At 63.2% G+C, this 12,745-nt stretch carries 11 protein-coding genes; 4 read left to right on the forward strand and 7 right to left on the reverse strand.

Going from position 1 to position 12,745, the window contains the following annotated elements:
* Positions 1-143 precede the first annotated feature (143 nt).
* The gene (locus AC13C2_RS12845; RefSeq protein WP_482887047.1) at positions 144-1,721 is read right to left on the reverse strand and encodes a DUF5928 domain-containing protein; all 1,578 of its coding nucleotides are present in this window, start codon (positions 1,719-1,721) and stop codon (positions 144-146) included.
* A gap of 116 nt (positions 1,722-1,837) precedes the next feature.
* On the opposite strand from AC13C2_RS12845, the gene AC13C2_RS12850 reads away from it, so the two are divergent.
* Positions 1,838-2,656 (forward strand): sulfotransferase family protein, encoded by an 819-nt coding sequence (locus tag AC13C2_RS12850; protein WP_092760520.1) that lies wholly within the window; start codon positions 1,838-1,840, stop codon positions 2,654-2,656.
* A 205-nt stretch (positions 2,657-2,861) separates the two neighbouring features.
* Here AC13C2_RS12850 and AC13C2_RS12855 read toward each other — a convergent pair whose 3' ends face one another.
* Positions 2,862-3,848, reverse strand: coding sequence for a 2-hydroxyacid dehydrogenase (locus AC13C2_RS12855; RefSeq protein WP_092761249.1), 987 nt, complete (start codon positions 3,846-3,848; stop codon positions 2,862-2,864).
* A gap of 115 nt (positions 3,849-3,963) precedes the next feature.
* Between AC13C2_RS12855 and AC13C2_RS12860 the strand changes: the two genes are divergently transcribed.
* Positions 3,964-4,482: an SH3 domain-containing protein gene (locus AC13C2_RS12860; RefSeq protein WP_474522395.1), complete on the forward strand. Its 519-nt coding sequence runs from the start codon at positions 3,964-3,966 to the stop codon at positions 4,480-4,482.
* Positions 4,483-4,490: 8 nt separating this feature from the next.
* On the opposite strand, the gene AC13C2_RS12865 is transcribed toward AC13C2_RS12860, so the two are convergent.
* From AC13C2_RS12865 to AC13C2_RS12875, 3 genes are all read right to left on the reverse strand, one after another.
* Complete coding sequence (locus AC13C2_RS12865) at positions 4,491-5,327, reverse strand: inositol monophosphatase family protein (RefSeq protein WP_339640099.1); 837 nt, start codon at positions 5,325-5,327, stop codon at positions 4,491-4,493.
* 42 nt (positions 5,328-5,369) lie between these two features.
* Positions 5,370-7,388 carry a M3 family metallopeptidase gene (locus AC13C2_RS12870; RefSeq protein ID WP_482887048.1) on the reverse strand — a complete coding sequence of 673 codons (2,019 nt, stop codon included), beginning with the start codon at positions 7,386-7,388 and terminating at the stop codon, positions 5,370-5,372.
* Between the two features lie 103 nt (positions 7,389-7,491).
* Entirely contained in the window at positions 7,492-7,965 is a 474-nt protein-coding gene (locus AC13C2_RS12875; protein WP_482887049.1) for a pyridoxamine 5'-phosphate oxidase family protein, read from the reverse strand.
* Positions 7,966-8,189: 224 nt separating this feature from the next.
* On the opposite strand from AC13C2_RS12875, the gene AC13C2_RS12880 reads away from it, so the two are divergent.
* Both AC13C2_RS12880 and AC13C2_RS12885 read left to right on the forward strand, forming a co-directional pair.
* Complete coding sequence (locus AC13C2_RS12880; protein ID WP_339640102.1) at positions 8,190-8,330, forward strand: hypothetical protein; 141 nt, start codon at positions 8,190-8,192, stop codon at positions 8,328-8,330.
* A 103-nt stretch (positions 8,331-8,433) separates the two neighbouring features.
* A complete protein-coding gene (locus AC13C2_RS12885) occupies positions 8,434-8,550 on the forward strand; it encodes an entericidin (RefSeq protein ID WP_139204662.1) in 117 nt (38 codons plus the stop codon).
* Between the two features lie 221 nt (positions 8,551-8,771).
* Here AC13C2_RS12885 and lepA read toward each other — a convergent pair whose 3' ends face one another.
* Positions 8,772-10,574, reverse strand: coding sequence for a translation elongation factor 4 (gene lepA, locus AC13C2_RS12890; protein ID WP_482887050.1), 1,803 nt, complete (start codon positions 10,572-10,574; stop codon positions 8,772-8,774).
* A 273-nt stretch (positions 10,575-10,847) separates the two neighbouring features.
* Entirely contained in the window at positions 10,848-12,380 is a 1,533-nt protein-coding gene (locus tag AC13C2_RS12895) for a catalase (protein WP_482887051.1), read from the reverse strand.
* Positions 12,381-12,745 lie beyond the last annotated feature (365 nt).

Below are 12,745 nucleotides of genomic sequence, written 5' to 3' on the forward strand. Positions count from 1 at the left end.
GTCGTCAAACGAAGTTGTGGTTGCCATGGTCCGCCAACAAGATGCCGCCGGTGGAACAATGCAGATAAATCGGCTTCGGAGGATTCGGGCGCAGACTGGCGGTCAACGCCGGTAGTGCGCGTGGCACCCCGGATGTCCTGCCATCACTCGTCGAACAGATACGGCGTTTCGGCCAGCGCCAGCGCAGTTTCGTCGTCGACATCGAACACTTCGGCCAGAACGTGAGCGTTGACGATGGCATCGGTGCCTTCGGCGATGCGGTGAATGTCCGGCAGATCCGCCTCGCGGATGCGCAGCGTCTCGGTCACGAAATCCTGCGCGACGGTGGGCATCAGGCGGTCGATCGTGGTGCGCGGCGTCTGGTCGCCGATCAGGCCGATACGAGCGGCATGGCCTTCCATATAGGCCGCATCGAATTCGCAGTCGATCAGCAGGGTGCGGATGGTGGCGCGGTCGGCGTAGAAGTCCTGCAACAGCTCGTAATTCACCGGGTCGAGGCAGATCGTCAGCCGGTCGGTCCCGGCCTGACGGAACAGCATCCGCAGCAGGGCGCGGCGGTGGCGATGGCGTTTGCCCAGCGTGGATTCGATGCCGCCCAGATCGGGCATCGGGGTGTCTTCCTCGTCGAACAGGTAATCGATGGCGGGCATGATCTGATGATCGCGCAAAGACTGGGCCAGCCGCTTGGCGACGTGGTATTTCTTGCACACCAGCACGATCAACTCGCGGTCGCGGCCCAGCGTGCTTTCGCGTTCCCAGAAACGGGGGGCGAAGCGGCGGCCCATGCGACCGCGTTGCGTCAGGAAGGTGAACAACTGCCGCCCGTCGCCCGCAATCGGAAATTCGGTGCGCCCGGATGTCCAGAGCGCATCGAGACGGTGCTTCAGCTCCACCGCTTCGGGCGATATCTTGCGGGCGAACAGAAAGTCCTGCGACAGCAGCAGGTCGTGGTGATCGTCGTAGAAGGTCGCGGGCATTCCGTAGTCCGTGAACATCAGGAAGGTCAGCGTGCGCGGGTCGATCTCCACCCGTGGAACAAGGTGGCGCACGAGGGTCTGGAAGAACGTCTCGTCCGGAATCCAGGTGGTGGCGAAAAAGCGCATCACGTCGCGGCGGGCGGCGCAGAACGCGAGGATCTTTTCGACGGTCGACCGGCGCAGGCACCACCATTGCGAGCCGATCATGATGTCTACCCCCGCGGGCGTGGCGCGTTCCAGCCCCAGTTTCCGCTGCAGGGTCAGCGCGGCGTAGAACAGCCGTTTGTTCACCCGTTCGTTGAAGTAATGGCGGTAGATCAGCCGATCTTCCTTCATCCCCGTCTTGATCCAGTCGGAGGTGAAGAAATCGAAACTTTCGATATGATCCATGTCGCGCGCGTCGAGGAATTCATGCGCGTGTTCGGCGGATTTGATCGGGCGGCAATCGCCGGAAATCATGTAGAAATGGGTGGCGCGGGGGAAGGCCTCGACCGCCGCTTCGACGGCGTTCAGGGTGGCGCGGACCAGCGACCATTCCCCCCAGCCGCATTTCACCCGCCGCCGGGTCATCACCACATTCGGATTGTCGCGCAGGCCGGCCTGCACTGCGTCGAAGGCGCTGGCCGGGGCGGATGCGTCGAAATGGATCGAGACGCAATCGCCCGTCGCCGTCAGCCCCGTTGCCTGCGAGATGATGGCAACCGGGTCCTTGTGACACAGCAGGATGAAGGCGATCTTCGACATGGACCTGTTTGTTAACCCGAATTAGGCGACTTTGCCTTGCAATAGCCCCCCGGACGCGTTGAAGAAACCGGGGAATGCGGGTTTGATGCGCGCGCAACGGTTTCGAAAGGGTTGAAATGGGATTTCCGGGCACATGGATGACGGAAAGCGAAAGCACGGTCTATCGCGTGGTGCCGAAGTGCGCCTGCTCCTCCATCGGGCAGATCCTGTTCTATTCGGATCATGGCCGGTTCTTCGATGGCGATATCCATGACAGCACGTCGGGCCTGCACAAATGGGCGCAGGAGGAGAGCCAGCCGCTGATCGAGGCGAACGCCAAGGGCCACAAATCCTATGCCTTCACCTGTGTGCGAAATCCCTATACCCGCATCCTGTCGTCGTTCTTCGACAAGATCGCGGGCATTCAGCGCAACGGCAAACGCTATCGCGGCAACATGGTGCCCAAGCTGGCGCAGAAATACGGAGTCGAGGTCGGATCGCCCGAGGACGATTTCCAGTTCGACCAGATCGCATCGTTCCGCCGGTTCCTGCTGTTCGCGCGCGACACCATCCGGTTTCGGCGCCCGATGGACCCGGACATCCACTGGTCGGCCATGTCGGGCCATGTGGGCACGTTCATTGCCAACGGCGGGCGCTATGACCACGTTGTCTTTACCGAGAAGTTCAACGAGGGGATGCAGGTCGTCCTCGACCACATCGAGACGCCGGTGAAGGTCGATCTGGCCGAAGTGCCCCGGTTCAACGAATCCGAAGGGCACGGCCCCAAACGCCTGCACCCGGTCGAGGATTATTTCGACGATCTGTCGATGCATCTGGTCTGGGAAATCTACCACCGGGATTTCAAGCTGTTCCAGTATGACTTCGAGAATCCGGGCAACAAGATGCCCAAGGGCGAAGTCGATCTGGACGAGGTGCACGCGAAGCTGGGGGACTAGGACGGTATCGCCCATCGCTGCTTGGCTGGTTCAGGATACTGCTGAATCCATAGCCTTCAGCCAGCCGCCGCCCGTCGAAATTGCGAACCCATGTTTCCGGTGCGCCGCGCCGTGCCATCCTGACGTCGATGGCAACGGCATCGCCTAAGCTTGCAGGGCGTATTCCGGGACGTCAGGGGAGTTGATGCCCTTTCGCCCGCATCGCTCACAACATCGACGGCACGACCTGATCGGGCGGACGGTGGCCGTCGGCGAAGGTCTGCATGTTCACGAGGACCTTTTCACCCATTTCCTGCCGCGCCTCGCGTGTGGCGGACCCCATGTGCGGCAGCAGCACGACGTTCGGTAATTCGCGCAGTCGCGGATTCACGCCGTGGCCGCGTTCATAGACGTCGAGGCCCGCGCCCGCCAATTCGCCCGCGCGCAGCATGCGGGTCAGGGCGTTTTCGTCGATGACTTCGCCCCGTGAGGTGTTCACGATCACGGCGGTCGGCTTCATCAGCTTCAGCCGCCGGGCGTTCAAGAGGTGGAACGTCGAAGGTGTATGCGGGCAATTGACCGAGATCACGTCCGACAGGCCGACCAGTGCGTCGAGCCGTTCGTGGAAGGTCGCCTCCAACGGTTCCTCCAGCCCGGCATGCAGGCGACGGCGGTTGTGGTAGTGGATGTTCATGCCGAAGGCACGGGCGCGGCGGGCCATCGCCTGACCGATGCGGCCCATTCCCAGAATGCCCAGCGACTTGCCGCCCAGGCGCGTGCCCAGAAGGGCTTCGGGTGCCCAGCCTTCCCAGACACCGTCCTGCATCTTGGCCATGCCTTCCGTCATGCGCCGCAGCACCGCCAGCATCAGGGCAAGGCCCATGTCTGCAGTATCTTCGGTCAGCACACCGGGCGTGTTCGACACCAGGATACCCCGTTGCCGCGCGGTCGCCACGTCGATGTGATCGACCCCGGCCCCATAATTCGCGATCAGCTTGAGCCGTTCGCCCGCGCCCGCCAACAGCGGCGCATCAATGGTGTCGGTCAGAGTCGGGACCAGAATGTCCGCGTCCTGCAAAGCGGCAAGAAGTGCGGCCCTGTCCAGTGGTTTGTCGCTGCCTACGACCCGGACATCGAACAATTCGGCCATCCGCGCCTCCACATCGGCGGGAAGGCGTCGCGTGACGACAACACTCAGGCGTTTCGTTGACATATGCGGCACGTCCCCCTTTGTCGGCGGCGTCCATGATGGCATCATGGTCCGGACAAGCAAGGGGCATCAGACCCCGCAGTCGCGCGAGCGGGCAGATAAGCAGGACGGCAGGCACATGCGGAACATTCTATCTATTCTGGCCCTGGCCATGCTTCTGGCCGTTCAATCCCTGCTGTTCGCCGTTCCCGCCCATGCACAGGAGGACGGGCGTGGGCCGGTCACCGGGTTGCCCATGCCCCGTTTCGTGTCGATGAAGGTGGACGAGGGATACGCCCGGCGCGGCCCCTCCTCGACACACAGGATCGACTGGGTATTCCAGCGCCGCAACATGCCGCTGCTTCTGGTGGACGAATACGGCCAATGGCGGCGCGTACAGGACCGCGAAGGCGCGGGCGGCTGGATGCATTATTCGCTGCTATCGGGAAATCGCAGCGTCATCGTGGAGCCGGATATGGTCGATCTGTATCGCCGCCCCTCTGCTCAGGCGCCGGTCTCGGCGCGATTGCAGAGCGGTGTCGTGGCCTGGCTGGGCGAGTGCCAGGACGAGTGGTGCATGATCGAGGCGCAAGGCGTCGAGGGCTGGGCCCCGACAACCGCGCTCTGGGGCGTGGCACCGGAAGATGTGGGGCACTGACGCCAGCTTCAGGCGTCACCCAGGGCGGTGTTGAAAGTGGTCGCAAGCTGCTGCCACATGCCTTCGGACCGGGCATTCAAAAGCCGGCCTTCTGTCATGGTCGGATGGTATTCGCTGCCGTCCAGCAGACGCGACACGCCGCCCGCCTCCTGCAGGATCAGAACGCCCGCCGCGTGGTCCCAGACGTTGAGCATCCCGTTCAGGCAGAAGTCCGAGCCACCCAGGACCAGCATCCTGTATTCGTGCAGCGATGCGCCCATGGAATTGGCCCGACGGAACAGAGGTGTCGTCGCGGCCAGAGCGGGCTGGACCGCCAAGGGATAGAGGTATCCGCCGGTGTTGCCGCGCAGGCGGTCATAGGGCGTGTCGTCCTGCAACGTGCTCAGGCGGCGCGATTTGCCCCCGCGATGAAACCACGACCCCGCCCCGCGCGCGGCCACGATCCAATCATCGAAACTGGGGTCGTAGAGCATGCCCCAGACCGTCACCCCGTCTTCGATCACTGCGGTGATGACGCCGTAGTTGGCGATCCCGTGGGCGTAATTCCAGGTCCCGTCGATCGGGTCGAGGATGGTGACGCGCCCCTGTCCCACGCGGTCCAGAAGGCTGCGGTCTTCGGCCACGGCCTCCTCGCCGATAACGGTATCGCCCGGCAGAATGGTGTGGATGCGGGCAGTCAATGCATCTTCGGCGGCCTTGTCGGCGACCGTCACCAGATCGTCGAACGCGGCCTTGGCGTCTATGTCGCCGTCACCCAGATTGCGGAACCGGGGCAGAATTTCCGCCGCAGCAACGTCGCGGACGGCTTGGACGATATCGTTCGATTGGGCGGCGGTCAGGGGCATTGATGTTGTCCAGTCCAGATGGGTCAAGGCGGGGTTGCGAGGTCAGGCGGCGGCGTCCAGCCCCCGCCCCTTCAGCAGGGCCTCTGCGCCGGGCAGTCTCCCCCGGAAGGCGATGTAGAGATCGGCGGCGTCCCTGGATCCGCCGGTCGACAGGATATGTTCCTCCAGCCTGGCGGCGAGGGTCGGGTCGAACGGATCATTCGCCTCCTCGAAAGCGGCGAAGGCATCGGCGTCCATGACCTCTGACCACATATAGCTGTAGTAGCCGGCAGAATAACCGTCGCCGGAGAAGACATGCGCGAAATGCGGCGTCGCGTGGCGCATCCGGATCGGACGCGGCATCCCGATCGTTTCAAGGATTTCGGCCTGTTTCTGCATCGGATCGGCGGGGGGCGGGCCGTTGTGAAACTCCAGATCGACCAGCGCGGAAGCGACGTATTCCACCGTCGCGAACCCCATATCGTAGGTCGAGGCGGCCAGAAGTCGGTCGCGCAGGGCGTCGGGCATCGCCGCGCCGGTTTCGGCGTGGGTGGCGAATTCGGCAAGGACTTCGGGAACGTCCAACCAGTGTTCGTAAAGCTGGCTGGGCAGTTCGACGAAATCGCGTGCGACCGAGGTGCCGCTGATCGACTGATAGGTCACATCCGACAGCATCTGGTGCAGGGCGTGACCGAATTCATGAAACAAAGTGCGCGCGTCGTCATAGGACAGTAATGCCGGATCGGCATGGGTGAAATTGCAGACATTCACCACGATGGGACGAATGTCGCTGTCGAGTCTGGATTGCGAACGCATCGCACTGCACCATGCACCCGACCGCTTGCTGGGCCGTGCGAAGTAATCGCCGAGGAAGACGGCGACGTGTTCGCCGTCGCGCGTCACTTCCCAGCCCCGCACGTCAGGGTGATAGAACGGGCCGTCCAGCGGTCTGAACTCCAGCCCGAACAGCCGTGTGGCGCAGGCAAAGGCCGCGTCAATCATCCGGTCGAGCTGAAAGAAGGGCTTGAGTTCGGCCTCATCCAGGTCATGCAACTCCAGACGCCGCTTTTCGGAATAGAAGCGCCAGTCCCACGGCTCCAGCGGGCCTGTGATACCATCCATCTGCGCCATGCGCGCAAGGTGTTCCGCATCGGCCAGCGCCGCCGTCCGCGCCGGATGCCAGACCTGCATCAGCAGGTCCCGCACTGCTTCGGGCGTCTTGGCCATTTCGGTTTCCAGCTTGTAATCGGCGAAGCTGTCATAGCCCAGCAATTGCGCGCGTTCGTGACGCAAGGCCAGGATTTCGGCGGCATGGCTCCGGTTGTCGGTCTGGCCCCCGTTGGCACCGCGGGCGACCCAGGCTTCATAGGCTTTCTGTCGCAGGTCCCGGCGGGGCGAGAATTGCAGAAACGGCACGATCAGCGAGCGGTTGAGAGTGATGGCGGGACCGGGGCGGTCGCGTTCCTTACCGGCGGCGCGGGCGGCGGATTTCACGAACTCGGGCAGGCCTTCCAGGTCGCCTTCCGACAGGTCCATGAACCACTCCCGCTCATCCGCCAGAAGGTTCTGGCCGAAGGCGGTGCCCAGCGTTGCAAGGCGCGATTTGATGGCAGTCAGGCGAGCGGCCCTGTCTCCGGTCAGCGCCGCGCCGGAGCGAACGAACCCCCGCCGCGTCAACATCAGCACACGTGCCTGCTCCTCGCTCAGACCCAGCGTATCGCGTCGGCTCCACAGGTCCTCGATCCGGGCGAAAAGTTTGGCGTTGTTGGTTATTTCCGAAGAATAGGCGGATAGTTTGGGGGCCATCTCACGCTGAAGGTCTTCGCGCGCCGGGGTGCTGTCGGCCCCGGCAAGGTTGTAGAAGACGCCCGCGACCCGGTCGAGGGTGCGGTCGGCACGTTCCAGCGCTTCGATGGTGTTCGCGAAGGTCGGGGCGTCAGGGTTTTCCGCAACTGCGGCGACGGCTTCGCGACCTTCAGCCATGCCCTGATCGAGCGCAGGAGCGAAATGTTCGTCTTCGATGGCGGCGAAGGGCGGCAGGGCGAACGGGCCGGACCAGTGGGTCAACAGCGGGTTTGTCATGAGAGGATCTCCTTTTGCCACAAGCTAGGCGCGGCGTGGTGGAGTTGCCAGAGGCGGCGTCCGGCAACACGCCAATGTCGCCGGACGTGGTTGTCGCACCATGTCAGTCGTCCAGGCGAACCTGAGCGGCCTTGTCGCGGTAATCTTCCTTGGGATCGTTCCCCATCAGCATCTTGATGCCCGCCACAAGGGAGGACCCGTCTTCCCAGATATGCGCGTCTGTTGCATCGTAGCGCACGAGGGTCAGTTCGGGATCGTCCTTGCCATCATACCAAGCGGCGACGAAGGGGTTCCAGAGTCGATCGATAACGGCGCGATCGTTATCGATGACGAGGGTGCCGGTAGCGCTGGCCCAGAGGTCGTGGCCCTTGGAAGCGAAGGTCATGATCCCGACTTTCGCCTTTGCATCCAACGCCTTGCCCAGATCTGTCCCGGTGCTGGTAAAGAACCAGATCGGCCCGTGCTCCCCGTCGATGCTGGCGGTCATCGGACGGGGTTTGACCCCATCGCAGCCGAGAAAGACGGTCATGTCGGATTTCAGGGCCTTCCAGAATTTTCGTTCGAGATCGTTGCTCATCCGGGTCTCCTCGATGTTTGCAGTCTCGTCCGTCAACGTGGTCCGGGCGGCTGGCGTTCCATGGTCGGACACGATTTCCGGGACTGCAATTCGACGGGTGATGCATGGGTGATCTGCGGGTGATGCGCGTCGGACGTGATCCGCGCGAGACCTGCCGCGGGAACCGATGGACACTTCCGCGCGTTGCCCACATTATGATCAGATCATAATCCCAGGAGACCGCCATGAAATCCCGCCTGATCCGTATCCTCGCACTCACGATGCTCCTGCCCACCGTGTCCGGCTGCGCCGCCGCGGCCCTTGGCGCAGGCGGTGCCATCGTCGCCGACACGGTGGCCGAGGACCAGGGCGGCAACCTGTTCTGATATCGGGACTTGGCGGCGCGGCCTTCGTCTGAAACGATACGAACGTCAGCCGGTGATCGCTCCGCTGGGGCGGCACCGGCCACATTCAATTCAGGAGACGACAATGCTGCGTATCGTACTGGCCATGACACTGCTCACGGGGCTGGCCGCCTGCGAAACCACCAAGGGGTTCATCAAGGACTCGGAGAACGTCGGACAGGCGATCGTCAACGGCGGGTGAGGTGAGGTTGGGCGTCAGTCCGATGGCGCGTGCCAGTGGTGCGCGCCCAGGGTCAGGATAGATTGATTTTCGCCAGAAAATTTAAGATCTGCCACTCATCCACCGAACTTTCAAAAATCACCGTCCCACGCCACCTCACCGCGTGGGCACGCGCCTTTCTGCGAAAGACGCTGCCGCCCATCATCCCAAGTCCGCCTCAGACGTCCGCAAGCCGGACAGCCTTAGCTGTCCATCTTGAGGGCGTTGATGAAGGCGGATTGGGGTATCTCAACTTTCCCGAACTGGCGCATCTTCTTCTTGCCGGCCTTCTGCTTCTCCAGCAGCTTTTTCTTCCGGGTCGCGTCGCCGCCGTAGCACTTGGCCGTCACGTCCTTGCGCATCGCCGACAGGGTTTCGCGGGCGATGACCTTGCCGCCGATGGCCGCCTGGATCGGGATCTTGAACATGTGGCGGGGGATCAGTTCCTTGAGTTTCTCGACCATGGCGCGGCCCCGGGCCTCGGCGCGGTCGCGGTGGACCATCATCGAGAGGGCGTCGACCGGCTCGTCGTTGACGAGGACGGACATCTTGACCAGCGCATCCTCGCGGTAGCCGATCATCTGATAGTCGAAGCTTGCATACCCTTTGGTAACACTTTTCAGCCTATCGTAGAAATCGAACACCACTTCATTGAGGGGGAGATCATAGACGACCATGGCGCGGGGCCCGGCATAGGTCAGGTCCATCTGGATGCCGCGCCGGTCCTGGCAGAGTTTCAGCACGTCGCCGAGGTAGTCATCGGGCACGAGGATGGTGGCCTTGATGCGCGGCTCCTCCAGGTGGTCGACATGGGTCAGGTCGGGCATGTCGGCGGGGTTGTGCAGCTCGGTCATAGTGCCGTCGCGCATATGGATGTGATAGACGACCGAGGGCGCGGTGGTGATCAGGTCGATGTCGTATTCGCGTTCGATGCGGTCCCGGATGACTTCCAGATGCAGCAGGCCGAGGAATCCGCAGCGGAAGCCGAAGCCGAGGGCGGCCGACGATTCGACCTCGAAACTGAAGGACGCGTCGTTGAGGGCGAGTTTGTCGATGGCGTCGCGCAGGTCTTCAAAAAGGGCGGAGTCGACGGGGAACAGGCCGCAGAACACGACGGGCTGCGAGGGTTTGAAACCGGGCAGCGCCTTGTCGGTGCCGCGCTTTTCGTGGGTGATGGTATCGCCCACGCGTGTGTCGCGGACCTGTTTGATGGAGGCGGTGAGGAAGCCGATCTCGCCCGGACCCAGTTCGTCGATTTCGGTCATCGGCGGGCGGAACACGCCGATGCGGTCGACGTGGTGGGTGGTGTTGTTGGACATGAAGCGGACGCGGTCGCCCTTTTTCAGCCGCCCGTCGATGATGCGGACAAGCACGATAACGCCCAGATAGCTGTCGTACCAGGAATCGACGAGCATGGCCTTGAGCGGCGCGTCGATGTCGCCCTTGGGCGCGGGAAGGCGGTCGACGACGGCCTGCAGCGTTTCGCGGATGCCCTGCCCGGTTTTGGCGGAGACCAGCAGCGCGTCGGAGGCGTCGATGCCGATGACATCCTCGATCTGTTCGCGAACGCGGTCGGGTTCGGACGCGGGCAGGTCGATCTTGTTGAGGACGGGGACGATCTCGTGGTCGGCGTCGATGGCCTGATAGACGTTGGCCAGCGTCTGCGCCTCGACGCCCTGGGTCGAGTCGACGACCAGCAAGGAGCCTTCGACGGCGCGCATCGACCGCGACACTTCGTAGGCGAAGTCTACGTGACCGGGGGTGTCGATCAGGTTGAGGACGTAGGTCAACCCGTCCGCGGCGATAAAGTCGATGCGGACCGTGTTGGCCTTGATGGTGATGCCGCGTTCACGCTCGATATCCATGGAGTCGAGCATCTGTTCCTTCATGTCGCGCAGGGCGACAGTGTTCGTCTCCTGGATCAGGCGGTCGGCGAGCGTCGACTTGCCATGGTCGATATGCGCGACGATCGAGAAATTGCGGATGCGGGCGAGGTCGGTCGTCATTTGGGGCGGCCTGTCGGTAAGGGTTCCGAAGGCAGATACAACGGGGTTCGGGCGGCGGAAAGGGGGTCGGGTATCGCGACCCTGCCGTGACGGCCCGAACCGACCCGGCGCAGGGCCGGATCGGACAGGACGATTACACCTTCGGCGCGCACGCGCACGATCAGTGGAGAGATGTCACGTTGACGTCGTGTCCCGCGGTATGGCCGACCCTGCGACCGAGCCGGGTGGACGTGTCCGGGGAGGGGGCGGTCCCCCTGCCCCGGACGGGAACGGTTATTCGGCGGCCTGTTTGCCTCCGATGCTCTGGGCCGAGGCAAGGCCGGGGGCATTGGATTTGCCGCCAAGCTTCTCGCGCACCTTGGCCTCGATCTTGTCGCCCGTGGCGCCGTCGATGTTGCGCCAGTATTCGAAGGCGCGTTGCAGCACCTTTTCGCTGACGCCGTTGCTCAGGTGTCCGGCGACATTCGTCACCAGCCGGTCGCGGGCGGCGTCGTCCATCACATCGCGCACCAGGATGCCGGCCTGACTCCAGTCGTCGTCGTCCTCGCGCAGGGTGTAGGCCTGACGGACCATGTCACCGTCGGCATGCCAGAGCCCGGCTTCGGCACCGGGATCGGGCTGTGCCGAGGGGCCGCCGTAGGAATTGGGCGCATAGACCGGGTCCGAGACCTTTTCCGTGCGTCCCGCGCCGTCCTTCGAATAGCTGTGGACCGGCACCTGTGGCTTGTTCACCGGGATCTGCTTGTAGTTCACACCCAGCCGGGCGCGGTGGGCGTCGGCATAGGAAAAGCCCCGCGCCAGCAGCATCTTGTCCGGCGACAGTCCGATACCGGGCACCATGTTGTTCGGCTCGAAGGCCAGTTGCTCGATCTCGGTGTGGAAATCGGTCGGGTTGCGGTTCAGAACCAGTTTGCCGACTTCCATCAGGGGGTAGTCCGCATGGGGCCAGACCTTGGTCAGATCGAAGGGGTTGAGGTGATAGGTCCTGGCGTCCTCGTAGGGCATGACCTGCCATTTGAGGGTCCAGCTTGGCGGGTTTCCATCCTGGATCGCGGTGAAGAGATCGCGGCGGTGGTAGTCGCCGTCCATTCCGGCGAGCTTGTCGGCCTCGTCCTGGCTCAGGTAGGCGTTGCTGTCACCCTGATCGGTGTGGAAGTGGAACTTCACCCAGAACCGCTCGCCGTCGGCATTGGTCAGCGAATAGGTGTGGCTCGAGTAGCCATTCATCTCGCGCCAGGACTTCGGGATGCCGCGGTCCCCCATGAGATATGTCACCTGATGGGCGCTTTCGGGCGACAGGGTCCAGAAATCCCACTGCATGTCGTGGTCGCGCATGTTGTTGTCGGCACGGCGCTTCTGGCTGCGGATGAAGTGCTGAAACTTCAGCGGGTCGCGGATGAAGAAGATGGGCGTGTTGTTTCCGACCATGTCGAAATTGCCGTCCTCGGTATACATCTTGACAGAGAAGCCGCGCGGATCGCGCCATGTGTCGGGGCTGCCCCGTTCACCGGCGACGGTCGAGAAACGGACCGCGACATCGCAGGATGCGCCGGGCTGAAAGATCGCGGCCTTGGTATAGCGGGTGACGTCCTGCGTGATCTCGAAGGTGCCGAATGCGCCGGAGCCCTTGGCGTGGGGCTGACGCTCGGGAATACGTTCCCGGTTGAAGTTCGCCATCTGTTCCAGAAGGTAGGCATCATGCAGGAGAATCGGCCCGTCCGGGCCGACGGTCAGCGAATGTTCATCGCTTTGGACGCGGATGCCCGCATCCGTAGTGGTAGGGGGACCATTCTTGCGGTCGGTCATGGCTCTCTCCGATGTTTGGATACGTCTAGACAAACCGCCAGCGGGGGCGGAACGTTCCCATATCGGGGTAAATGTCGTGAACGGGGACCGGCGGCACGTCGGTGGCCTTCAGCGAACGGCTGCGATCCGGCGTTACGTGGCGGTGCCGCCGGATTTGACTGGAGCGGCATTTTTTGCAAGGGCGGCAGCAGATAAATCGGATCCATGCCTTCATCGGTCACCTGCTCGTGCAGGACGACGAGGTTTCGCCGCAACAGAGATCGCTCCTGTCGCCGCGCCGTGCCATTCAGCCGCAGGCCCGGGGCGGAGCGGCGCGGAACGTGCCATTGACATGCCGCCCGCCGTGCCCCAAATGCCTCTCAACC

It is taken from the genome of Jannaschia sp. L-14R, assembly GCF_056857695.1.

Coding starts and splice junctions, on each gene's coding strand:
- AC13C2_RS12855 (WP_092761249.1), bottom strand. CDS start 3,848: ATGTCAACGAAACGCCTGAGTGTTGTCGTCACGCGACGCCTTCCCGCC.
- AC13C2_RS12860 (WP_474522395.1), top strand. CDS start 3,964: ATGCGGAACATTCTATCTATTCTGGCCCTGGCCATGCTTCTGGCCGTT.
- AC13C2_RS12880 (WP_339640102.1), top strand. CDS start 8,190: ATGAAATCCCGCCTGATCCGTATCCTCGCACTCACGATGCTCCTGCCC.
- AC13C2_RS12865 (WP_339640099.1), bottom strand. CDS start 5,327: ATGCCCCTGACCGCCGCCCAATCGAACGATATCGTCCAAGCCGTCCGC.
- AC13C2_RS12895 (WP_482887051.1), bottom strand. CDS start 12,380: ATGACCGACCGCAAGAATGGTCCCCCTACCACTACGGATGCGGGCATC.
- AC13C2_RS12875 (WP_482887049.1), bottom strand. CDS start 7,965: ATGAGCAACGATCTCGAACGAAAATTCTGGAAGGCCCTGAAATCCGAC.
- lepA (WP_482887050.1), bottom strand. CDS start 10,574: ATGACGACCGACCTCGCCCGCATCCGCAATTTCTCGATCGTCGCGCAT.
- AC13C2_RS12845 (WP_482887047.1), bottom strand. CDS start 1,721: ATGTCGAAGATCGCCTTCATCCTGCTGTGTCACAAGGACCCGGTTGCC.
- AC13C2_RS12885 (WP_139204662.1), top strand. CDS start 8,434: ATGCTGCGTATCGTACTGGCCATGACACTGCTCACGGGGCTGGCCGCC.
- AC13C2_RS12870 (WP_482887048.1), bottom strand. CDS start 7,388: ATGACAAACCCGCTGTTGACCCACTGGTCCGGCCCGTTCGCCCTGCCG.
- AC13C2_RS12850 (WP_092760520.1), top strand. CDS start 1,838: ATGGGATTTCCGGGCACATGGATGACGGAAAGCGAAAGCACGGTCTAT.